A 21,779-nucleotide genomic window follows, 5' to 3' on the forward strand; every position below is an offset into this window, starting at 1 on the left:
AGGAATCAGCGCAGATGACGGCCGTACAGACGTTCACGCCCGACAGGCCCGGCGGGGCGCCGCCCGTGCTGCTGCTGCACGGGTTCGCCTCCAGCGGGCGGCAGGACTGGGTGGAGACCGGGATCGCGGCGGAACTGGCCGCGGCCGGGCGCGTGGTCGTCGTGCCCGACCTGCCCGGTCACGGCGAGAGCCCGGTTCCGGCCGGGCCGGTGGGCGCGTCCGAGGTCGCGGCGGCGCTGCTCGCCCTGACCGGCGACGGGCCGCTCGACGTGGTGGGCTACTCCCTCGGCGCCCGGCTCGCCTGGGAGCTGCCGGAGCTGGCCCCCGACCGGGTGCGCGCGGTCGTGCTGGGCGGGCTCAGCCCGTTCGAGCCGTTCGCCGCGCTCGACGTGGCGGCGCTGCGCTCGGCCGTCGCGGGCGGCGAGCCGGGCGACCCGATGACCGGCATGATCGCGTCGATGATCGCGGGCGCCTCGGGCGGCGACCCCGAGCGCGCCGCCGGGTTGGTACGGCTGGTCGAGGGGCTGCGCGGTACGCCGTTCGAGCCCAAGGGCTGGGCCGGGCGCACGCCGCCGGTGTTCGTGGCGGGCTCGCAGGACATGATGACCTCGGGCATCGAGAACGTCGTCGCGCTGGTCCCCGGCGCCCGGCTGGTCACCGTCCCCGGCGACCACCGAGCCGCGCTGGCCGGCCCCGAGTTCCGCGCCGCGATCGCCGCAGCGCTCAGTACGGCGTCCGATACGGTGCTCGGCACGTGACCAGCACCGACGGAGTCGCGTCGAAGGCGGAGCTCAGCTACGAGATCCTGCGTTCGCGCATCCTGGACGGCACGTACGGCCCCGGCTACCAGCTCGTCATGGACCGCCTCGCGCGGGAGATCGGCGTGAGCACGATCCCCCTGCGCGAGGCGCTGCGCCGCCTGCAGTCCGACGGGCTGGTGGAGGTCGTGCGCAACGTCGGCGCCCGCGTCGCGGTCTTCGACGCGGCGCAGGTGCGGCACACGCTGGAGGTGCTGGCCCGCCTGGAGGGGTACGCGACCGCCGTCGCCGCCCCGCGCATGGGCCCGGCGGACGTGGCCCGCTCCCGCGACATCAACGCCCGGCTGTTCCAGGCGCTCGACTCCTTCGACCCCGCCGCGTTCACCGCGCTCAACCGCGCCTTCCACTTCTCGGTCTACGAGCACTGCGACGACGAGCACCTGAACTTCCTGCTGGAGGCCGAATGGACCAGGCTGGACCACATGCGGCGCTCGGTGTTCGGCTACCTGCCGGGCCGGGCCCGCCGTTCGGTCGAGGAGCACGAGCACCTGCTCGACCTCATCGCCGGGGGAGCCGACCCCGCGGAGATCGAACGGCTCGCCTGCGCGCACAAGACGAACACCGCCGGCGCCCTCTATGACGTCCGGGTCACCCGCGGCTAACGATCGGGTCATACCCTCCTGGCAGTTTGTCCTACACTGGTAGACGAAACGCCGTACGGAGGGGTGCCGCATGCCCAAGATCATTGACCACGACCAGCGTCGTAGCGACATCATCGACGTCACGTGGGAGCTGATCACGAAAGGGGGCATCGAGGCGGCCACCATGCGCGAGATCGCGAACGCGGCCGGCTTCGCCAACGGCGCGCTCAAGCACTACTTCCCCGGCAAGGAAGACATCATCGAGGCGACGTACGAGCGCGCCCTGGCCATCGTGACCAGCTACGTCAAGCTCGACGGCCGTCGCGGGCTGGGCGCGCTGCGGGAGATGTGCGAGGCGGCGATGCCGATCGACGAGGAGCGCATCACGGCCGGCCGGGTGCTGCTGATCTTCTGGCAGACCTCGCTGACCAACCCCAAGATGTACGACAAGTACCTGGAGCACCTGCGCGCCTGGCGCGGGATGCTCCACCGGCTCATCGGGGAGGGCCGCGCCGACGGCGACATCCGCACCTCGATCCCCGACGAGCAACTCGTGGACGAGCTCGTGCTGCTCAACGCGGGGGCCAACGTGATGAGCCTGGTCGGCCCGCAGTTCTCCACGGTCGAGCTGCAGAAGCGGCACCTGGAGTCGTTCTTCGACCGCATCTCCCGGCCCTGACCCGGCCCTGACCCGGCCCTGATCCCGCCCGTTCCGGCCCGCGTCGCGCGTCCGCGGCGCGGGCCGGCGCGTGCTCAGACCGCTTCGGCCACGATGACCCGCGGGCTGCCCGGCAGGGCCAGCTTGTCCACCGGCTTCCAGGCCGCCTCGTCGAGCCAGCCGCGCACCTCCGACTCCTCGTAGACGACGGTCCCGTCGATCACCAGGTACTCCCCGGCGTGCAGCGCGTCGATGGCGCGCTGCTCGGCGTCGTCGTCGAGGAAGAAGTCGAGCAGCAGCAGCCGCGCCCCGGGCGCCGCCGCCGCGCGGGCGTTGCGCAGGATGGCCCGGTTCTGCTCGACGCCGAACCGGTGGATGACGTGGTTGACCATGACCAGGTCGTACGGGCCGGACGGCGTGGCCGTGTCGGTCGGGACGCCGGTCACCTCGGCCCGGTCGGCGAACCCGGCCTGCGCCACCTGCTCGGCGATCGAGTCGGAGAAGGTCGGGTCGTACACGAAGGACGCCCGCAGCCCCGGGTTGGCGCGCAGGGCCTCGAAGGCGAAGGCGCTGGACAGGCCGCCCAGGTCCAGCAGGCTGCGGAAGCCGGAGAAGTCGAACGCGCCGCCCAGCATCCTGGCGTGCAGGCTGTTGTAGGTCATCACCCCGGCCATGAACGTGCCCCACCGCTCGCCCGAGGTGTCCAGGACGCCCGGCTCGGTGGTGTCCACGGTCTTGTCGAACTGCAGCCAGTGCCCGTAGCTGACCTCGTTGAGGAAGGTCAGGAACGGGCCGAGGTCGAGCTCGGACGACTTCTGCCCGGCCAGGTAGCCGGCCGCGTCGGCGCCGAGGGCGTACCGGCCGTCGGTCCTGGTCAGGAGGCCGAGCCCGGCCATGCTGTCGGCCAGGATGCGGGCCATGCGGGGGGTGACGCCGGTGGCCGCCGCGATCTCCCCGGCGCTGCGCTCGCCGTCCGCGAGCGCCGCGAAGAGCCCGATGCGGCTGGCCGCGAAGAGCTGCTTGGCGCCCATGTAACCGGTGGCGATGGCGACGATCGGATCCGGCGTGGGGGAAGGCGTGGACATGGTCAAGGCCCTGCCCTTTCTGTATTGTCTACGAATGTAGACGTTCACCATAGACCCTCTGTCTACGAACGTGGAATAACCGTTGACAGTAGGGGGACCCTCTGTCAACCTTTGTAGAACTATCTGGCTCGAACATGGCTTTTCGGCAGCTCAGTGTGGGTTTGCGTACCCCACTTCGAGCACGGGACCGGTGCCTGGAATGGAGCTCTCGCGCATGTCGCTGCTCAACCTGACGGACCTCACCATCGGCGTCACCCGGGAGGACGCCGAGCCCCAGGAACTCGTCCATCGGCTCACCCTCGACGTCGCCTCCGGGCAGACGCTCTGCGTGGTGGGGGAGTCGGGCAGCGGCAAGACCGTGACGGCGTTGTCGATCATCCGCCTGCTGGAGTTCGTGGCGCCGGCCTACACCGAGGGGACGATCGAGATCGGCGGCGTGGACGTCACGCGGCTGAGCGCCGAGCAGATGCGCGCCTACCGGGGCGCCCGGATCGGCATGATCTTCCAGGAGGCCCTGGACTCGCTCAACCCCGCCCAGCGCGTCGGCGTGCAGCTCATCGAGGGCTACCGGCCCGAGGGCGCGCTGCCCCGGCAGGCGCTGCGCCGGGGGAGCCGGTTGCGCCGCGAGGCCGAGGCCAAGGCCAGGAGCCTGCTCACCGAGGTCGGGCTGGACGACACCGACCGGATCATGGCGCTCTATCCGCACCAGATGTCCGGCGGCATGCAGCAGCGCGTGATGATCGCCATGGCGCTGATGTCCGACCCCGACATCCTCATCGCCGACGAGCCCACCACCGCGCTCGACGTGACGACGCAGGCCGAGATCCTGGCGCTGTTCCGCCGCGTGCAGCGTGAGCATCGGACCGCCTGCGTGTTCATCACCCATGACATGGGCGTCGCCGCCGAGATCGCCGACCGGATCGCCGTCATGTACCGGGGCAGGCTGGTGGAGATCGGCGACAAGATGGACATCCTTCTTAAGCCTACGCATCCGTACACCAAGGCGCTGCTGGAATGCGTGCCGCGGCTCGGCGTCAGCCGCCGTACGGGATTCCCGACGATCTCGGAGGCCAAGCTGCGGGCCGCCACGGAAGGCTCCGGCGGGACCGTGACCGAGACGCCGGCGCTCGGCGACGAGCCGGCGCCGGTGACCGGCACCCCGCCCCTGGTCGTCGAGAACGTCACCAAGGTCTACCGGACCGGCCGCCGGGCGAGCGTGCGCGCGGTCGACGACGTCTCGCTGGAGATCGCGCCCGGCGAGTTCTTCGGCCTGGTCGGCGAGTCCGGCTCCGGCAAGACGACGCTCGGCCGCATGGTCAGCGCACTGGAACGGCCCACCTCGGGCAGCATCGCCTTCGGCGAGCACCGCATCACCGAGTCGGGGCTGCGCGGCGACGAGCGCGCCTTCCGCCGGGTCACCCAACTGATCTTCCAGGACCCGCAGAGCTCGCTCGACCCCCGGCACACCGTGGCCCGCATCATCGCCGAGCCGCTGCGCGAGCTGACCCCGCTGCGCGGCGCGGACCTCGACCGGCGGGTGGCCGAGCTGATCGACGAGGTCGGCCTGCCCGCCGACTGCGCCGGCAAGCTGCCCTCGCAACTGTCCGGCGGCATGCGCCAGCGCGTGTCCATCGCGCGCGCGGTCGCCGCCGAGCCGAAGCTCATCGTCGCCGACGAGCCCACCTCCGCCCTCGACGTCTCCGTCCAGGGCCAGGTCATGAATCTCCTCCTGCAACTGCGCCGCTCGCACGGCATCAGCTTCCTGTTCATCACGCACAACCTCAGCCTGGTGCTGTCGGTGGCCGACCGTGTCGGCGTGATGTACAAGGGCGATCTCATCGAGGTCGGCGCCCCGGAAACCATCGCCTCCTCCTCCACCCACGAGTACACGCGACGGCTCCTCGCCGCGAACCCCGACTTGTCGGCATACGTGGGATAGCCCCGGGCCGACCTTCTCTTCTGTCCCCCCTTTTAGAGCAAGAGCGAGAACCCCCATGAACGTGCTCAAGAGCCTGAGGGCCGGGCTCGTCTCCGTCGCCGCGGCGAGCGCCCTGCTGCTCTCCGGCTGCGCGGGCGGCGCGACGTCGTCCTCCCCGTCCTCCTCCGCCGACGCAGGCACCCCCGTACGGGGCGGCGGCCTGGTCGTCGCGGTGCCGACCGACCCGCAGTCGCTGGACATGGTCGCCAACCCGGGCCAGGTCACCGCGCACATCGGCAACATGTTGTACGAGAAGCTCTTCGAGGTCGACAAGACCTTCACGGCCAGGCCGATGCTGGTCGACACCTACAAGCAGAGCGACGACCGGCTCACCTACACCTTCAGGCTGCGCGCCGGTGTCACGTTCCAAGACGGCAACCCGTTGACCGCCGCCGACGTGGTGGCCAGCCTGGAGCGCTGGCTGAAGAGCCACGTCACCGGCCAGCAGGTCGCCGCCGACGTCAAGAGCCTCAAGGCCACCGACGACACCACGGTCACGCTGGAGCTGAAGAAGCCGCGGTACCCGCTGATCGACGAGCTGGCCAGCCCCGGCGCGGAGGTCTACGAGGCGAAGAACCTCAAGGGCGTGCCGGCCACCGGCTTCGCCAAGGAGGGCGCGGTCGGCACCGGGCCGTACAAGCTGAAGAGCTGGGACATCGGGCAGCAGGTCGTGCTGGAGCGCTACGACGGCTACAAGTCGCGCACCGAGGAGGACTGGGGCGGCCAGGCCGGCGCCAAGCACGCCTACCTCGACACGGTCACCTACAAGGTCGTCGCCGACCAGGACGCCGTGGTCAACGGCCTCCAGACCGGCCAGTGGGCGCACGCCATGCCGGGCGACGACCAGTACACCCCGCTCAAGAACAATCCCGCCGTGGTCGTGTCGAACCTGGCCGGGGCCAACCAGAACGTGCTGATCCCCAACTTCAACCAGGGCTCCAAGTTCTCCGACGTACGGGCCCGGCAGGCGCTCAACCTGCTGATGGACAAGCCCGCGCTGAACGCCGCCACCGGCGGCGGCCCCGACCTCACCGCCGAGGTGGGCGCGCTGGTCTCGCAGGACAACAAGGGCCTGTACTCCACCGCCGGCGACGACGTCTACAGGCAGCACGACCCGAACAAGGCCAAGGAGCTGTTCGCGCAGGCCGGCGTCAACGCCGGTGACACCGTGCGCATCCTGACCTCCAGCAGCTACCCGCAGTTCAGCCAGTGGGCGGTGCTGCTGCAGGACCAGCTCTCCAAGATCGGCATCAAGACGAAGATCGACACCTACGACTTCCCGACGATGCTCGGCACGATCACCAAGGACCCCGGCGGCTGGGACATCACCACCCTGTTCTTCAACGCCGCGCTCACCTCGCCCTCGCAGATGCCCGCGCTGACCCTCGGGGCGTTCAACGGCTCGGGCTCGCCCGAGCTGGCCAAGCTCATCGAGGACTACAACGCCGCGACCTCCCCCGAGACGGCCAGGACGCTGATGGACCAGCTCCAGGCGTTCGTGTGGCAGCAGTTCCCGGTCATCACGATCAGCCAGTCGAAGCTGTACGCCGCCTACTCGCCCAAGCTCAAGGGGTACGACACGTTCTACCGCGTGTTCTGGAACTCCTGGCTCCAGAAGTGAGGGGGGAACATGGCGGGACTGCTGCTCCGGCGACTGCGTGACCTGGTCGTCATCCTGCTGATCGTGGGCACGATGATGTTCTTCGTCATCCGCCTGATCCCGGGCGACCCGGCCATCGCGATCCTCGGCCCGACGGCCAGACCCGAGGACGTCGAGGCGCTCAGGCAGAGCATGGGCCTGTCCGGCTCGCTGTGGGAGCAGTACCTGAGCTGGCTCGGCAACGTGGCGGGCGGCGACTTCGGCTCGTCGATCACCTACCACGCGCCGGTGGTGGGGGTCGTGGCCGAGCACTTCGTCCCGACGCTGACCCTGGCGGTGATCAGCACCGTCGTCAGCTTCTTCGTCGCGGTGCTGGTCACCTCGTGGAACGCGGTCTCGCCGCGCAACCCCGTGGCCCGCGCGCTCAACCTGCTGTCCTCGCTCGGCATGGCGATCCCCGACTTCTGGATCGCGCTGATCCTGGTGCTGGTGTTCGCCGTGTCGCTGCGCTGGTTCCCCTCCAGCGGGTACGCCGACCTCTTCACTGATCCGGTCGCCGGGGTGCCGATGCTGGTGCTCCCGGTGGTGTGCCTGGTGATCGGGCAGTCGGCGCTGTTCACGTTGACGCTGCGGGAGAGCGTGCTCGGCGAGCTGCCGCACACGTACCTGCGCACCGCGCGGGTCAAGGGCCTGTCGGAGCGGCAGGTCATGCTCAGGCATGTGCTGCCGAACGCGCTCATGCCGCTGATCACCCAGCTCGGCAGCAACTTCGCGATGATGGTCGGCGGCATCGTGATCATCGAGTCGATCTTCGTCATCCCCGGGCTGGGGTCGCTGCTCATGGGCGCGGTCTCGACCCGGGACTTCCCGCTCGTCCAGGGCGTGACGTTGTTCGTCGCGCTGATGTTCGTGGTCGTCAACCTGATCGTCGACCTGTCCTATGCCCTCCTCGACCCCAAGGTGCGTGTTTCGTGACTACCGAGGCCGTCGCGGGGCGCGTCGGGACGGCCGGGCGGCCCTCCGCCGCCTCCCGTGCCTGGCGCCGCAACCGGGTGCTGATCACCGCCACCGCGCTGCTCGTCCTGGTCGTGCTGGCCGTCGTCCTGCTGCCGGTGTTCCTGCCGGACGCGAACGCGACCGACCCGGTGCACCGGCTGCTGCCGCCCTCGGCCGACCACCTGCTCGGCACCGACTCCTACGGCCGGGACGTGCTGAGCCGCCTGGTCTCCGGCGGCCGGGCCTCGCTCGGCCTGTCGGCGCTGATCACGCTCTGCGCGGCGTTCACCGGCATGGTGATCGGCCTGGTCAGCGGCTTCTACCGGACCGTGGACGCGATCGTCATGCGGATCATGGACGCCTGGATGTCGTTCCCCGCGATCATCCTGGCCATGGCGCTGGCCATCGGGCTCGGCGCCAGCATCTGGACCGAGCTGATCGCGCTGACGGTCATCTTCACGCCGTTCACGGCCCGGGTGATCCGCAGCCGGGTGCTCGGCGTGGCGGCGCGGCAGTACATCGGGGCGGCGCGGGTGTCGGGCATGCGACCGGCGAAGATCCTGTTCGTGCACGTGCTGCCCAACGTGCTGCCGCTGGCGCTGGTGCAGGTCGTGATCCTGTCGGCCTCGGCGATGCTGGTCGACGGGGCGATGAGCTTCCTCGGGCTGGGCATCGCGCCGCCGACGCCGACATGGGGCAACATGATCGCCGAGGGGCGGTCGTACCTGACGCAGGCACCGTGGCTGATCGTGCTGCCGGGTGCGGCGATCATGTTCTGCGTGCTGCTGCTGAACCTCATCGGGTCGAGCATGCGCAACGTCGTGGACGCGCGCGCCCGGTCGATGAGCGAGCTGCAGAAGCTGCGCACCCGCCGTCCGGCACGGTGACGGCGGGCGCGCGCGGGGACGCCCGGCGATCACCGCCGGGCGCCCCCGCGTCCGTGTCAGGGGGTCCAGACGCCGTCCGGGCTGACCTCGCGGTCCAGCCACAGGTCGGCCAGGGCCGCGCGGACCTGCGGCCCGTGCTCGCGCCAGAGTCGCAGCGCGCCCAGGTTGTCCTCCAGCTGGGCCGGCCTGCTCACCCCGAACAGCACGTTGGCCACCGCCGGATGCTCCAGGCAGAACACGATCGCGACCTGGCCGGACGTCGCGCCGAACTCGTCCGCCACCCGCGCCACCACGTCCGCGGCCTCTCTGATCGCCTCCCGGATGCCGCCCGGGTCCGCGCCGATCTTCCGCTCGGGGAACTTCCTGCCGACCAGGATGCCGCCCTCGAAGACGTCGCTGGCCTGCAACGCCAGCGCCCCGGACGTGAAGTGCCGGCCGTAGAAGTCGCCCTCGGCCATCGAACGCCGCGCGATGCTGTACTTGAGCTGGGCGAAGCTCGGCGGTGTCAGGCCCTCCTCGGCGGCGAAGCGCAGCGCGAGGTCGACGTCCTCGGCGATCCAGTTGTTGACGCCCCAGCTCGTGAACCGGCCGGCCGCGATCTGCTCGGCGACGTCCGTCACGATCTGCCGGATGTCGGGCCGCTGCATGTAGTCGCCGACCACGACGGTCTCGGCGCTCTCGACGCCGACGCGCTCGAAGCTGACGTCGAGCTGCTCGCGGAAGCCCGTGCGCGGGTACTCCCACAGCCACAGCTTGCCGCAGAGCTGCCAGTCGTCCCGCTTCGCGCCCGCCTCGCGCACCGCCCGGCCGAAGATGAGGTCCGTACGGGCCTGCTCGGCGTGCGGGCCCATGTTGTAGTGGGCGACGTCGAAGAGGGTCACGCCGGCGTCGAGCGCCGCCCTGATCAGGGCCACCGCGTCGCCGAACTCCATGCGGTCCCAGGTGTTCCAGGATCCCAGCCCGAACAGGGACGTCGTGGGGCCGTCCGGTCCGAGGCGTCGTACCGGAACCCGCTCTGTGTCGCTCACGTCGATCCACTCCCTGCCGGACGAGGTCTTTTTTGTCTACGCTTGTATAATAATAAACCCCGGACGCCCCCGCAGCCCCGTCTGTGAAGGGCACTCACCGAACAGGAACCCCCACATGAGCGAACCTGTCGTTCCCAGGACCGTCCTCGTCACCGGCGGCGCGAGCGGCATCGGCCGCGGCGTCGCCGAGGCCTTCGCCGCGGCGGGCGATCGGGTCCTCGTCGCCGACCTCGACGAGGCGCGGGCGCGGGCCGTCGCCGAGGAGATCGGCGCCCACCACGTCCAGGTGGACGTCGGGGACGCCGCCTCCGTCGAGTCCGCCGTCGCGGCCGTCGTCGCCGAGCACGGCTCCATCGACGTGCTGGTGAACAACGCCGGGCACACCGCGGGCGGCGGCCTCCTCATCGGGCTCGACGTGGACGTCTTCGACGCCTGCGCCCGGGTGAACTTCCGCGGCACGTTCCTGATGACCAGAGCCGTCGGCGCGCACATGGTGGAGCGCGGCGTACGCGGCTGCATGGTCAACATCTCCTCCATCGGCGCCCGCCAGCCCACGCCCGGCCTCGGCCACTACGAGGCCACCAAGGCCGCCATCGACGCCCTGACCCGCTCGGCCGGCATCGAGCTGGCCCCGCACGGCATCCGCGTGAACGGCGTCGCCCCCGGGCCGGTGCTCACCCCGATGACGGCCATGTTCGCCACGGACGACGCGGCCAGGAAGGCGTGGGAGGCCCGGATCCCGCTGGGCTCGATCGCCCAGGTGGCCGACATCGTGCCGGCCGTGCTCTTCCTGGCCTCCGACGGCGCCCGCCACATCACGGGCGTCAGCCTCCAGGTGGACGGCGGCCAACTCCTGGCCTGACCCGCCACCGCCGGGGCCGGGCCGCCACCTGGCCCCGGCGGTCAGTCCAGGGCCACCCCCTCGCGGAGGTGGACGATCCGGCCTCCGGTGACGGTGGCGTCGACCGCGACCGCGGGCAGGTCCGCCGGGGCGACCTCCAGCGGGTCGCGTTCCAGGACGCAGAAGTCGGCGACCTTGCCCGCCTCCAGCGACCCCTTCCACGCCTCCGCGCCGTCCTGCACGGCGGGCGCGGTGGTGTAGCAGTGCAGCAGGCGGGCCATCAGCCGGGGACGGGGGGCCCGTTCGCCCAGCAGCGCGCACGCCGCCGCCACCTGCGCCCGCCAGTCGGGCGTGGTCACCGGCCCGTCGCTGCTCAGGGTGAACGTCACCCCGCTCGCCAGCAGCTCCTGCAGCGGCCAGGCCGCGCCCGCGACCTCAGGGCCGAGCGCGCCCGCCACCCAGTCCGCCGTGGCGACCGCGATCACGGGCTGCGTGGTCAGGCCCATGCCGAGCAGGCCCATGCGGGCGATCTGAGCGGGGTTCACCAGGTCGCCGTGGATGACGTAGTGCCGTCCCGCGGCCCCCTGTTCCAGCTCGGCCACCGTGTCCACGAACGCGTCGATGGACCGGTCGCCCGTGGCGTGCACGCCCACCTGGAGGCCCGCCCGGTGCGCCAGCCGGATCATCGTGCGGAGGTTGTGCTCGCGCCCGGCGTCGTCGGCCCCCGCCACCAGCAGCGATCCGTGGCCGCCCGCGGTGTAGGGGTGGCAGGTCCAGGCCGACCCCATGGGCGGGATGCCGTCGGCGAAGATCTTGAGCCCGGCCACGTTCAGCCAGGCGGGGTCGGACCGGGGGAGCGGCGCGTCCAGGCCGGCGGCCACGTCCTCCAGGGTGCTGGGGCCGTCGAGGGCGCCGAACAGCCGCAACGCGGTCACCCGCGCCCGCAGCTCGCCCTCCTCGGCCAGCCTCGCGTAGGTGTCCAGGACGGCCTGGGAGAAGCAGCCGGTCTCGCCGTCGTCCTCGCCGGGGCCGAGGCCGGGCTCGGTGTAGCTGGTGATGCCGAGCGAGGCGCAGATCCGTCCGGCGCGCAGGATGGCCGCCCGCCTGGACTCCTCGTCGGCCAGCAGCAGGCCCTGGTGGGCGGACAGGCCGTGCTCGCTGATCAGGGTGTCCGGCCAGACCGCGCCCAGCCAGGCGGCGTGCAGGTGCGAGTCGTTGATGCCCGGCAGGACCGTGCGTCCGGCCAGGGAGAGCACCCGCGTGCCCGGCCCGGCGTGCGCCAGGGCCTCCTCGTCCGTCCCGACCGCCACCAGGCGTCCGGCGCGCACCGCCAGGGCGCTCGCCCGCCCGTCGCGGGCGTCGAAGGTGAGCACGTTGCCGCCGACCGCCACGAGGTCCGCGTACTCGTCCGCTGACACCGGGTTCCTCCTGAGGGGCTGTAATTGTTTGTCAACGAGTGTAGATTAACCACACTTAACGGTCGAAAGCCACGAAGGTGACCATGCCTACGAGAACCGCCGCCGCCGTCCTCACCGAGCACGGCAAGCCCCTCAGCCTTCAGGACGTGCCGCTGCCCGACGCCGTCGAACCCGGCGCCGCCCTGGTCCGCATCACGTGCACCACCCTGTGCGGCACCGACGTGCACCTGTGGGCCGGGCAGATGACGTTCCCCGGGATGCTCCCGATGATCCTCGGCCACGAGATGGTCGGCGAGGTCGTGGAGGCCGGGCCGGGCACCACGGACGCCCTCGGCCGCCCGATCGGCGCGGGCGACCGCATCGGCTGGTCGGAGTCCACCTGCGGCCACTGCTACGGCTGCGCCGTGCTGCGCCAGCCGGTCGCCTGCGCCAACCGCGGGTACGGCTTCACCCAGCGCGCAGACCGCCCCCCGTACGCCACGGGCGGCCTGGTCGAGTACTGCTACGTGACCCCGGGCGCGGCCAAGCTGCTGCTGCCCGCCGACGTCAAGGACACCTGGGCCTCGATGTCGGGCTGCGCGGCCAAGACCGTGCTGCGCGCCGTGGACCGGGCCGGCGGCATCAGGGCCGGCTCGACCGTGGTGGTGCAGGGCGCGGGCGCGCTCGGCATCTTCGCCACGGCCGTCGCCAGGATCGCCGGCGCGGGCCGGGTCATCACCGTGGGCGGCCCGGACGACCGGCTGGCCGCCGCTACGCGCTTCGGCGCCGACGCGACCGTCTCGACCGACCTGGGCAAGGACGAGCGCGTCGCCCGGATCAGGGAGCTGGCCGGGGAGCGCGGCGCGGACTACGTGTTCGACCTGGCCGGGGCGCCGACCGTGGCCGAGGAGGCCGTCGCGGTGGCCGCCCAGCGCGGGACCGTGGTGATCGTCGGCTCCACCGGGTTCGAGCTCGCGCCCGTGCCGCTCGGCGCGGTCATGGGCAAGGAGCTGACCGTGGTCGGCTCGCTCAACGGCGACATCGCCGACTACCACCGTTCGATCGAGTTCTTCCAGACGTTCGCCGGCCGCATGCCGTGGGACGAGCTGTTCAGCGAGCCCGTCGGCCTGGCCCGGGCCACCGCCTGCGTCGAGTCGATGTCCAGGCTCGGCCAGATCAAGGCCGTCGTCGACCCCCGCCTGCCCTAGGAGCCCCACCGTGCAGACCATCCCGCGCCGCCGCATCGGGCGCAACGGACCGGAGACGGGCGTGCTCGCGCTCGGCTCCTGGCACACCTACGACCGCATGGACTTCCACGACGCGGTCGCCATGATCCGCGAGGCCGTGGACCGCGGCATCGACCTCTTCGACGTCGGCGTGTACGGCTTCCCCGGCATGCCGCCCGTCTTCACCGACGTGATCTTCTCGGCCCTGGTGCGCGCGGCCGGCCTGCGCCGCGAGGACTACCTGCTCTCCTCCAAGCTGTGGCTGGAGGGCTACCCCGAGCACAGCCTCCGCGACCAGCTCCACAACGCCCTGTTCCGCGCCGGCGCCGACCACGCCGACCTCGTGGTGCTGGGCGACCTGCGGCACGACGGCGTGGACCTGCACCGGCTCGTCCTCGACCTGGACGGCCTGGCCAAGGAGGGGCTGATCCGGAGCTGGGGCGTCAACAACTGGTCGGCGACGAACGTGCAGACGCTCATCGACGCCGCCGCCGGGGAGGGCGTCGAGGGCCCGGCCATCGCGCAGCTCAAGTACAGCGTCTCACGCCGGTCGATCCCCGACGGGGCGCCGTTCGCCCGGATCTTCGCCCAGGGCGTCACGTTGCAGTCCTCCGACGTGCTGGAGGGCGGCGTGCTGCTGGGCAAGGGCGTGGACCGGCAGGTCGGCCGCGACCCCGGCGGCATCAGGGAGCGCATCGCGGCCTCGGCGGCCGAGCTGGCCCGCCTGGCCGCCGACCTGGACACCACCCCGGCGCAGGTGTGCGTGGCCTTCACCCTCACCCACCCGGCCAACACCACCACGCTGTTCGGCGCGACCGGCCTGGAGCAGTTGCGCGACAACCTGGCGGCCGTGGAGCTGGTCGAGCGGGTCGGCGCCGAGGAGCTGCGGGCCCGCGTGGCGCCGCTGTGGGCCGACAAGGACGCCGTCGATCCGGAGGGCCCGTGAGCACCCCGCCGAGCAGGGGTTACGAGGGCTTCGGCGGCACGGTCCGCGAGCTGGCCTCGCAGTCCACGCCCTGGTGGCCGCCGCGACGGCGGGCCCGTCGCGGCGCGCCCAACGTGGTGGTCGTGCTGGTGGACGACCTGGGCTTCAGCGACCTGTCGCCGTTCGGGTCGGAGATCGACACGCCGCACGTGCAGGCGCTGGCCGAGTCGGGCTACCGGTTCACCAACTACCACAGCACGCCGCTCTGCTCGCCCTCCAGGGCCGCCCTGATGACCGGGCTCAACCCGCACCGGGCCGGGTTCGCGATGGTGGCCCACGTGGACCCCGGCTATCCCGGCTACCGGATGGAGATCGCGCCGGAGGTGCCCACGCTGGCCGAGTCGTTCCGGGCCGGCGGGTACGCGACGTTCATGGTCGGCAAGTGGCACCTGACGATCGAGTCCAAGCTGCACGACGGGGCCGACAAGAGCTCCTGGCCGATCCAGCGCGGCTTCGACCGCTACTACGGCTCCATGGACGGCTTCACCTCCCTGTTCCACCCGCACCGCCTGATCAGCGACAACGGCCCGGTCCCCGACGAAGGCTTCCCGGACGACTTCTACCTGACCGACGCCCTCACCGACCGCGCCATCGGCATGATCGACGGGTTGCGCGCCAACGACGCGGACAAGCCGTTCTTCCTCTACTTCGCCCACCAGGCCGTGCACGGCCCGGTGCAGGGCAAGCCGGCCGACGTCGCGAAGTACCGCGGCCGCTACGACGCGGGCTGGGCGCGGACCCGCGAGGAGCGCTTCGCCCGCCAGCTCCGCGACGGCCTCTTCCCCGAGGGCACCAGGCCGTCTGACCCGGACCTGCCGCCGTGGGAGGAGAACACCGAGCTGTACGCCCGCCACATGGAGGTCTACGCCGCCGCCGTGGACGCCGTGGACCAGAGCCTCGGCCGGCTGGTCGAGCACCTGAAGCGCATCGGCGAGTACGACAACACCGTCATCGTCGTCACCAGCGACAACGGCGCGACCGCCGAGGGCGGCCCCGAGGGCACGCGCAGCTACTTCAGCCGCTTCGTGCGCCTGGCCGGCCTGCCCGACGACTGGTGCCCCGACGTGCCGCGCGACCTCGACCTCGTCGGCGGCCCCCAGGTCCACGGCCACTACCCGCGCGGCTGGGCGAACGTCTCCAACACCCCGTTCCGCCTCTACAAGGGCCACGCCCACGCGGGCGGCATCCATGTGCCGTTCGTGCTGTCGTGGCCGGCCGGCCTGCCCAGGGGAGCCGGCGACCCGGGCGTGCGCGACCAGTACGCCTACGTCACCGACGTCGCCCCCACCCTCCTCGCGCTGGCCGGCCTGGACCGCCCGCAGGACGTGGACGGCGTGCCGTTCGACCATTTCCTGCGCGAGCGCGACCGGCCGAGCCTGCACCGCTCGCAGTACGTCGAGTGCGGCGGACAGCGCGGCTACTTCGAGGACGACTACAAGATCATCGCCCCGTCGCTCGGCCACGACTGGGAGCTGTACGACATCGCCCGCGACCCGGCCGAGACCGCCGACCTGGCCGCCGAGCAGCCGGAACGGGTCGCCGACCTGGCCGCGAAGTGGCGGGCGGCGGCCTGGCTGAACACGGTCTTCCCGCTGGCCGACACGCCCGACATGCTGGAGACCCGGCCGCCGACCGAGCTGCCGCTGTCGGAGCCGGTCACCATCCGCCCGGGCACGCCGGTGCTGGAACGGTTCCGGTCGAGCAGGCTCACCTCTATGCGCTCGTTCACGATCGAGGCCTGGCTGGAACGGCGGCCGGGCGACGAGGGCGTGATCGTGGCCCACGGCGACCAGGGCGGCGGCTACGTCCTTTACGTGGAGGACGGCGAGCTGCGGCTGACGTACAACGCCTACGGGGTGCCGGTGCGGGCGGGCGGCCCGCTCCCGGCGGAGGGGCCGGTGACCGTCACGGCCCGCTTCACGGCGCTGCCGGAGATGCGCTGGGACATCGAGGTGCTGGTGGAGGAGAAGCCCGTGCTGGCGGTCGAGGGGGTCCCGCAGTTGCTGGGCATGGCCCCCTTCACCGGCATCAGCGTCGGCTTCGACTACGGCGGCCCGGTGGACTGGGAGCTGCACGAGCGCCGCGGCGTGTTCCGCTACCGGCGCGGCCTGGACCGGGTGCGGTACGTGCCCGGCGAGAAGGCGCCCTACAACCCGGAGATCATCGCGCTGGCCGAGGACCTGGCGCAGCGCGCGATCGAATGACGGGTCACAGGTGGTAGGCGTACTCGCCGAACTCCCAGTCGGTGACGTGCCGCTGGAATCGGGCGACCTCGTCGCGCTTGTAGGCCAGGAAGGCGGCGGTGAAGTCCTTGCCGAGCAGCTCGGTGAGCTCGCCGTCGGCCTCCAGGGCGTCCAGGGCGTCGGGCAGGGTCATCGGCAGCACGGGGGCCTTGGAGGCGTCGTAGCCGTAGCCGACGAGCGGTGCGGGCGGCTCCTCGGCCGCCCGCACGCCCAGCAGCGCGGCGGCCGCCGCCCCGGCGACCAGCAGGTACGGGTTGGCGCTGGCGTCCCCGAGCCGCAGCTCGAACCGGGTGCCCGCGCCGCGCTCCGGCGGGATCCGGAGCATCGCGCTGCGGTTGTCGAGCCCCCAGTCGACGAGCCAGGGGGCCAGCGTGTCGGGGCCGAACCGTTTGTAGGAGTTGACCGTCGGGTTGGCCAGCGCCGCCAGCGCGGGGGCGTGGGCCAGCACGCCCGCGATCGCGTACCGCGCGGTCGCCGACAGCCCGTACGGCGCGGCCGGGTCGTCGAAGGCGTTGCCGCCGTCCTCGCCCAGGCACGACAGGTGCAGGTGGAACCCCGACCCGCCCTCGTCGTTGAACGGCTTGGCCATGAACGTCGCCAGCCTGCCCTCCACCCGCGCCAGCTCCTTGACCGCCACCTTGAACCAGAAGGCCCGGTCGGCCGCGTCGAGCGCCTCGGAGTGCCGCAGGTTGATCTCGAACTGGCCGCTGCTGAACTCGTGGTTGCCCGCCGTCACGCCGAGGCCGAGGTCGCGCAGGTGCCGCAGCGTGCGGGTGAGGTGGCCGTCGGGGTCGCCGCGGCGGCCGGCGGTGTAGACGTTGCCGGTGGCCTCGGCGTAGCGCTGCCAGCCGCCCGCGGGGGCCGGGTCGCACAGGAAGTACTCCAGCTCAGGCCCGACGACCGGGCGCAGGCCCTGCTCGGCGCACCGGGCCAGCACGGCGCGCAGCAGGTCGCGGGGCGACTCGGGGGCCGGGGCGCCGGTGGCGGGGTCGACGACGTCGCCGTGGCACCAGGCGACGCCGGGCTCCCACGGCAGCGGGGCGAGCGTCGCCAGATCGGGTATGACGGCGATGTCGGGCAGCCCCGCGTCCAGGCCGCCGCTGATGTCGGCGGTGCCGCCGCGCGGGGTGGAGTGGTAGACCGCCCGGCAGAAGGCGAGACCGTGATCGACGGCGTCGGGCAGCGACTCCAGCAGGACGTCGCGGGCGCGGTCGGTCCCGGTCAGGTCGGGGTAGGTCACGCGGACCACGTCGACGCCCCGCTCGGTCAGGCGGTCGATGTGCTGCTGCACCGGTCTCTCCTATGGTCGTTTGACGCCAAACGTAACGGGCGCGTATTGGCCGCCGCAAGACCTGTTGACCGATCGGCCCAGATGTTCCTATTTTATTTGGAACCAAACGAGTTTCCAGGAGGACCATCTTGGCCGGCGTCCGCGGCTACTTCCACCCCAAGACGGCCACGGGCCGCTCGTCCCTCGTCCCGGAGCCGCCGTGGCACTACTCCGGCGACCTGCTCACGATCGAGTACCGCACCGACCCCGGCCGGGTGCGCGAGCTGCTGCCCGACCCGCTGGAGCTCGCCGAGGAGGACCCGGGCGCGGTCGCGCTCATCTGGGCCGACTGGCAGTCCTGCGCCGGCTCCCGCGAGGAGCTGCTGGACCCGGTGCGCTCGCAGTACAAGGAGGCGTTCGCGGTCGTCCGCTGCTCCTACCGGGGGCGGACGTACTCCAGGTGCGTCTACATCTGGGTGGACAAGGACTTCGCCGTCGCCAGGGGGCTGCACCAGGGTTACCCGAAGAAGCTGGGGTCGATCCACCAGACCAGGCCGCACCCGTACGGGCCCGCGCCCCGGATCGAGGCGGGCGCCCGGTTCGGCGCGACGCTGGCCGCCGCCGACCGCCGCCTGGCCCAGGCCGTGGTGACCCTGCGCGAGCCGTCGCCGCACAACGGGTTCGTCAACGGCCACCCGATGGCCCACCACCGCTGGCTGCCCGCCATCGGCAAGGGCGGCGGGCTGGCGCTCGACGAGCTGGTCGAGTCCGGCGCCGCCGCCTTCGAGGCCGGCCAGGCATGGGCGGGCGACGCCGAGCTGGAGCTGTTCGACGCCCCGACCGAAGAGCTGTCCCGGCTGGCGGTCCGCGAGCCCATCGGCGCCTACTTCCGCCAGGTCGGCGTGGTGTGGGACGGCGGCACACTCCTGGAATCCGGCACGTCCGGCGCGCACTAGCCCCTTGAGAAGGGAAGCACCTGACATGTCCGAACACATCACCGTCGCCGGGGTCACCGTCGACACCCGCCACTGGATCGGCGGCCGGCGCGTCGCCTCCGAGCGCACGTTCACCGACCTCTCGCCCATCGACGGCACCGCGCTCGGGGAGATCGCCCGCGGCGGCCCCGCCGAGGTGGACGCCGCCGTCACCGCCGCCCAGGACGCCTTCCCCGGATGGGCCGCCACCCCGCGCGCCGGACGGGCCGCCGTGCTGCGGGCGATCGCCGACGGCGTGGAGAAGCGGCTGGAGGAACTGGCCGCCGTCGAGACCCGCGACAACGGCGCCCTGCTGCGCTCGCACCGCCGCGGCGTCATGCCCCGCGTGGCGCACAACTTCCGCTTCTTCGCCGACTGGCTGGAGGGCCTCGGCCACGACGACTTCGACACCCGCGGCCACGCCAACCACGTCTCCTGGGACCCGGCCGGCCCCTGCGCGCTGATCACGCCGTGGAACGCCCCCCTCATGCTGGCCACCTGGAAGATCGCCCCCGCGCTCGCCGCCGGGAACACGGTGGTGCTCAAGCCCGCCGAGTGGTCGCCGCTCACCGCCTCCCTGCTGGCCGACGTCGCCGCCGCGGCCGGGCTGCCGGACGGCGTGCTCAACGTCGTCCAGGGGTTCGGCGACGAGGCCGGGCAGGCCCTGGTCGAGCACCACGGCGTGCGCCGCGTCAGCTTCACCGGCTCGGTGCCGACCGCGCGGCGCATCGCCCGCTCGGCCGCCGCCAACCTCACCCCGCTCAGCCTGGAGCTGGGCGGCAAGTCGCCGCTGCTCGTCTTCGCCGACGCCGACCTCGACCTGGCCGTCGACCTGGCCGTCGAGCAGTACGACAACGCCGGCCAGGTGTGCCTGGCCGCCACCCGCCTGCTGGTCGAGTCGCCGATCGCCGAGGAGTTCACCCGGCGCTTCACCGAGCGGGCCGCGGCCCTGGTCCAGGGCGACCCGCGCGACGAGGCCACCGACGTCGGCCCCAACATCCACCCGCGCCAGGTCGAGAAGATCGACGCATTCGTCCGCCGGGCCCTGGCGGCCGGGGCCCGCGCCGTCATCGGCGGCGAGCGCGGGGACGGCCTGTACTACCGGCCCACCCTGCTCACCGACGTGGCCCAGGACAGCGAGATCGTCCAGGAGGAGGTCTTCGGCCCGGTGCTCACGTTGCAGACGTTCGACACCGAGGAGGAGGCCGTCCGGCTGGCGAACGACACCCGCTTCGGCCTGGCCGCCACCGTCGCGACCGGCGACCGCGAGCGCGCCCGCCGGGTCACCGAGCGGCTGGTCGCGGGCACGGTCTGGGTCAACTGCTTCTTCGTGCGCGACCTGCGCGCGCCCTTCGGCGGCTCCCGCGAGTCCGGCGTCGGCCGCGAGGGCGGCACCTGGAGCTTCGACTTCTACTGCGACCTGAAGAACACCGTCACCGCGCCGAAGGGCTGGAACGACCATGGGTGAGATCGTCGGGGCGGGCCTGCTCGCGCACGTCCCCACCATCGTGCTGCCCGAGCGGGTCCGGCTGGAGCTGAACGGGGGCAAGGAGATCACCCTGGTCACCGGCCTGCGCGAGCTGCGCCGGGACGTCTTCGAGCGCGACGACTACGACACCGTCGTGGTGCTGGACTCCCACTGGGCCACCACGGTCGAGTTCGTGGTCACCGCCCAGCCGCGCCGCGCCGGGCTGTTCACCTCCGAGGAGCTGCCGCGCGGCATGTGCCGGATGCCGTACGACTTCCCCGGCGACCCCGAGCTGGCCCGCAACGTGGCCTCCTTCGCCGACCGGCACGGTACCTGGATCACCCCGATCGACGACGAGTACCTGCCGATCTACTACGCCACCACCAACCTGTGGAAGTACCTCGGCGAGGGCCTGCCCGGCAAGCGCTGGGTGAGCATCGGCGTGTGCCAGACCGGCGACATGGAGGACCACCTGCGGCTCGGCCGCGCGCTGGCCGACGGCGTCGCGGCCACCGACCGCCGGGTGCTGGTGATCGCCTCCGGCGCGCTGTCGCACACGTTCTGGCCGCTGCGCGAGCTGCGCGACCACGAGGCCAGCGACCCGCGCCACATCTTCACCCCCGAGGCCCGCGCCGCCGACCTCCAGCGCATCGAGTGGTTCAGGCACGGCCGCCACGACGAGGTCCTGCGCACGATGCCGGAGTTCTGGACGTACAAGCCCGAGGCCCGCTTCCACCACTACGCCATGCTGGCCGGCGCCCTCGGCGAGGAACGCTGCACCGCCCCCGCCCGCCAGTACGGCGAGTACGAGAACTCGGTCGGCACCGGCCAGGCGCTGCTCTGGTTCGACCGCCCGTCCGGCGGCTGGACCGCCCCCCGACAGGAGAACGCCCATGCCTGAGTACCGCCGCGTCCTGCTCGACGGCGCCGTCACCGAGACCGTCCGCGACGGGGACGACCTCGTCGCCGGGGACGGCCGCCGGATCAGGGCCGAGGAGGCCGCGCACCTGCCGCCGGTCGTCCCCACGAAGATCATCGCGGTGCACCTCAACCACCGCAGCCGGGTCGAGGAGTTCCGGACCCGGCTGCCGGACGCGCCGACCTACTTCCACAAGCCCACCTCCGCGCTCAACTCCCACCGGGGCGCGGTCGTGCGGCCCGAGGGCTGCAAGTGGCTCAACTACGAGGGCGAGATCGCCATCGTCATCGGCCGGACCTGCCGCAACATCGCCCCCTCCGAGGCCGCCGAGCACATCGCCGGCTACACCGTGGCCAACGACTTCGGGCTGCACGACTTCCGCGACACCGACGCCGGCTCGATGCTGCGCGTCAAGGGCTCCGACACGCTCTGCCCGCTCGGCCCCGGCCTGGTGACCGGCTGGGACTTCCGCGGCAAGCGGCTGCGGACGTACGTCAACGGCGAGGTCGTCCAGGACGGCAACACCGACGAGATGACGTGGGACATGCACTACCTGGTCGCCGACATCGCCCGGACGATCACCCTCTTCCCCGGCGACGTGCTGCTGTCGGGCACCCCGGCGGGCTCGCGGCCCATCCGGCCGGGGGACGTGGTCGAGGTCGAGGCCGAAGGGCTGGGCCGGCTGACCAACCACGTCGTGACCGGGCCGGTGCCGATCCGGTCCGACGTGGGCGCGCAGCCGACGGAGTCGGAGGAGGTGCGCTCGACCGCGCTCGGCGGCGACTGGGAGTTCAGGGGCGTGCGTGCGCCGCGCCGCCCGTGAGG

Annotated in this window: 19 protein-coding genes; 15 read left to right on the forward strand and 4 right to left on the reverse strand. The window is 72.2% G+C overall.

Annotated features, from left to right (window positions below; all coding sequences use genetic code 11):
- Positions 1-14: 14 nt before the first annotated feature.
- From AB0J97_RS11175 to AB0J97_RS11185, 3 genes are all read left to right on the forward strand, one after another.
- The gene (locus tag AB0J97_RS11175) at positions 15-758 is read left to right on the forward strand and encodes an alpha/beta fold hydrolase (protein ID WP_364087084.1); all 744 of its coding nucleotides are present in this window, start codon (positions 15-17) and stop codon (positions 756-758) included.
- Positions 755-1,420 (forward strand): GntR family transcriptional regulator, encoded by a 666-nt coding sequence (locus tag AB0J97_RS11180; RefSeq protein WP_357693723.1) that lies wholly within the window; start codon positions 755-757, stop codon positions 1,418-1,420. The genes AB0J97_RS11175 and AB0J97_RS11180 overlap by 4 nt, the downstream gene beginning before the upstream one ends.
- 70 nt (positions 1,421-1,490) lie before the next feature.
- Positions 1,491-2,078, forward strand: coding sequence for a TetR/AcrR family transcriptional regulator (locus tag AB0J97_RS11185; protein ID WP_364087086.1), 588 nt, complete (start codon positions 1,491-1,493; stop codon positions 2,076-2,078).
- Between the two features lie 74 nt (positions 2,079-2,152).
- On the opposite strand, the gene AB0J97_RS11190 is transcribed toward AB0J97_RS11185, so the two are convergent.
- Positions 2,153-3,142: a methyltransferase gene (locus AB0J97_RS11190; protein ID WP_364087088.1), complete on the reverse strand. Its 990-nt coding sequence runs from the start codon at positions 3,140-3,142 to the stop codon at positions 2,153-2,155.
- Positions 3,143-3,356: 214 nt separating this feature from the next.
- Here AB0J97_RS11190 and AB0J97_RS11195 point away from each other — a divergent pair, with 214 nt between their 5' ends.
- The 4 genes from AB0J97_RS11195 to AB0J97_RS11210 are packed head-to-tail and all read left to right on the forward strand — an operon-like array spanning position 3,357 to position 8,603.
- The gene (locus AB0J97_RS11195) at positions 3,357-5,081 is read left to right on the forward strand and encodes an ABC transporter ATP-binding protein (protein WP_364087090.1); all 1,725 of its coding nucleotides are present in this window, start codon (positions 3,357-3,359) and stop codon (positions 5,079-5,081) included.
- Positions 5,082-5,136: 55 nt separating this feature from the next.
- Complete coding sequence (locus tag AB0J97_RS11200) at positions 5,137-6,741, forward strand: ABC transporter substrate-binding protein (RefSeq protein WP_364087092.1); 1,605 nt, start codon at positions 5,137-5,139, stop codon at positions 6,739-6,741.
- A gap of 9 nt (positions 6,742-6,750) precedes the next feature.
- Positions 6,751-7,695 carry an ABC transporter permease gene (locus tag AB0J97_RS11205; RefSeq protein WP_357693713.1) on the forward strand — a complete coding sequence of 315 codons (945 nt, stop codon included), beginning with the start codon at positions 6,751-6,753 and terminating at the stop codon, positions 7,693-7,695.
- Complete coding sequence (locus AB0J97_RS11210; protein ID WP_357693711.1) at positions 7,692-8,603, forward strand: ABC transporter permease; 912 nt, start codon at positions 7,692-7,694, stop codon at positions 8,601-8,603. The genes AB0J97_RS11205 and AB0J97_RS11210 overlap by 4 nt, the downstream gene beginning before the upstream one ends.
- Before the next feature lie 56 nt (positions 8,604-8,659).
- On the opposite strand, the gene AB0J97_RS11215 is transcribed toward AB0J97_RS11210, so the two are convergent.
- Positions 8,660-9,631, reverse strand: coding sequence for an aldo/keto reductase (locus AB0J97_RS11215; protein ID WP_364087096.1), 972 nt, complete (start codon positions 9,629-9,631; stop codon positions 8,660-8,662).
- Between the two features lie 115 nt (positions 9,632-9,746).
- Here AB0J97_RS11215 and AB0J97_RS11220 point away from each other — a divergent pair, with 115 nt between their 5' ends.
- Positions 9,747-10,493 (forward strand): SDR family NAD(P)-dependent oxidoreductase, encoded by a 747-nt coding sequence (locus tag AB0J97_RS11220; RefSeq protein ID WP_364087098.1) that lies wholly within the window; start codon positions 9,747-9,749, stop codon positions 10,491-10,493.
- A gap of 41 nt (positions 10,494-10,534) precedes the next feature.
- On the opposite strand, the gene AB0J97_RS11225 is transcribed toward AB0J97_RS11220, so the two are convergent.
- Positions 10,535-11,890 (reverse strand): amidohydrolase family protein, encoded by a 1,356-nt coding sequence (locus tag AB0J97_RS11225; RefSeq protein WP_364087100.1) that lies wholly within the window; start codon positions 11,888-11,890, stop codon positions 10,535-10,537.
- Positions 11,891-11,973: 83 nt separating this feature from the next.
- Here AB0J97_RS11225 and AB0J97_RS11230 point away from each other — a divergent pair, with 83 nt between their 5' ends.
- Genes AB0J97_RS11230 through AB0J97_RS11240 form a run of 3 tightly spaced genes read left to right on the forward strand, consistent with a single transcriptional unit; the run spans position 11,974 to position 16,284 of the window.
- Entirely contained in the window at positions 11,974-13,077 is a 1,104-nt protein-coding gene (locus AB0J97_RS11230; protein WP_364087102.1) for a zinc-binding dehydrogenase, read from the forward strand.
- A 10-nt stretch (positions 13,078-13,087) separates the two neighbouring features.
- Positions 13,088-14,041, forward strand: a complete 954-nt coding sequence (locus AB0J97_RS11235; RefSeq protein WP_364087104.1) for an aldo/keto reductase — start codon at positions 13,088-13,090, stop codon at positions 14,039-14,041.
- Positions 14,038-16,284: an arylsulfatase gene (locus tag AB0J97_RS11240; RefSeq protein WP_364087107.1), complete on the forward strand. Its 2,247-nt coding sequence runs from the start codon at positions 14,038-14,040 to the stop codon at positions 16,282-16,284. The genes AB0J97_RS11235 and AB0J97_RS11240 overlap by 4 nt, the downstream gene beginning before the upstream one ends.
- Positions 16,285-16,288: 4 nt before the next feature.
- Here the strand turns inward: AB0J97_RS11240 and AB0J97_RS11245 are convergent, their stop codons facing one another.
- Positions 16,289-17,614 carry a glutamine synthetase family protein gene (locus AB0J97_RS11245; protein ID WP_364087109.1) on the reverse strand — a complete coding sequence of 442 codons (1,326 nt, stop codon included), beginning with the start codon at positions 17,612-17,614 and terminating at the stop codon, positions 16,289-16,291.
- 128 nt (positions 17,615-17,742) lie between these two features.
- Between AB0J97_RS11245 and AB0J97_RS11250 the strand changes: the two genes are divergently transcribed.
- From AB0J97_RS11250 to AB0J97_RS11265, 4 genes are read left to right on the forward strand one after another with little or no spacing between them, the layout of a single operon-like run.
- Positions 17,743-18,549, forward strand: a complete 807-nt coding sequence (locus AB0J97_RS11250; RefSeq protein WP_364087111.1) for an acetoacetate decarboxylase family protein — start codon at positions 17,743-17,745, stop codon at positions 18,547-18,549.
- Positions 18,550-18,574: 25 nt separating this feature from the next.
- Complete coding sequence (locus tag AB0J97_RS11255; RefSeq protein WP_364087114.1) at positions 18,575-20,035, forward strand: aldehyde dehydrogenase; 1,461 nt, start codon at positions 18,575-18,577, stop codon at positions 20,033-20,035.
- Positions 20,028-20,936, forward strand: coding sequence for a 3,4-dihydroxyphenylacetate 2,3-dioxygenase (locus AB0J97_RS11260; RefSeq protein WP_357693689.1), 909 nt, complete (start codon positions 20,028-20,030; stop codon positions 20,934-20,936). Before AB0J97_RS11255 ends, AB0J97_RS11260 begins: the two co-directional genes overlap by 8 nt.
- Positions 20,929-21,777 carry a fumarylacetoacetate hydrolase family protein gene (locus AB0J97_RS11265; RefSeq protein ID WP_364087117.1) on the forward strand — a complete coding sequence of 283 codons (849 nt, stop codon included), beginning with the start codon at positions 20,929-20,931 and terminating at the stop codon, positions 21,775-21,777. The genes AB0J97_RS11260 and AB0J97_RS11265 overlap by 8 nt, the downstream gene beginning before the upstream one ends.
- Positions 21,778-21,779 lie beyond the last annotated feature (2 nt).

The organism is Nonomuraea sp. NPDC049607, from assembly GCF_040675375.1.
Lineage (GTDB): Bacteria > Actinomycetota > Actinomycetes > Streptosporangiales > Streptosporangiaceae > Nonomuraea.

Excerpts from the sequence above, each read along its gene's own strand:
- AB0J97_RS11265 (WP_364087117.1), top strand. The coding sequence starts at position 20,929 with ATGCCTGAGTACCGCCGCGTCCTGCTCGACGGCGCCGTCACCGAGACC.
- AB0J97_RS11200 (WP_364087092.1), top strand. The coding sequence starts at position 5,137 with ATGAACGTGCTCAAGAGCCTGAGGGCCGGGCTCGTCTCCGTCGCCGCG.
- AB0J97_RS11230 (WP_364087102.1), top strand. The coding sequence starts at position 11,974 with ATGCCTACGAGAACCGCCGCCGCCGTCCTCACCGAGCACGGCAAGCCC.
- AB0J97_RS11255 (WP_364087114.1), top strand. The coding sequence starts at position 18,575 with ATGTCCGAACACATCACCGTCGCCGGGGTCACCGTCGACACCCGCCAC.
- AB0J97_RS11220 (WP_364087098.1), top strand. The coding sequence starts at position 9,747 with ATGAGCGAACCTGTCGTTCCCAGGACCGTCCTCGTCACCGGCGGCGCG.
- AB0J97_RS11195 (WP_364087090.1), top strand. The coding sequence starts at position 3,357 with ATGTCGCTGCTCAACCTGACGGACCTCACCATCGGCGTCACCCGGGAG.
- AB0J97_RS11190 (WP_364087088.1), bottom strand. The coding sequence starts at position 3,142 with ATGTCCACGCCTTCCCCCACGCCGGATCCGATCGTCGCCATCGCCACC.
- AB0J97_RS11260 (WP_357693689.1), top strand. The coding sequence starts at position 20,028 with ATGGGTGAGATCGTCGGGGCGGGCCTGCTCGCGCACGTCCCCACCATC.
- AB0J97_RS11185 (WP_364087086.1), top strand. The coding sequence starts at position 1,491 with ATGCCCAAGATCATTGACCACGACCAGCGTCGTAGCGACATCATCGAC.
- AB0J97_RS11175 (WP_364087084.1), top strand. The coding sequence starts at position 15 with ATGACGGCCGTACAGACGTTCACGCCCGACAGGCCCGGCGGGGCGCCG.
- AB0J97_RS11205 (WP_357693713.1), top strand. The coding sequence starts at position 6,751 with ATGGCGGGACTGCTGCTCCGGCGACTGCGTGACCTGGTCGTCATCCTG.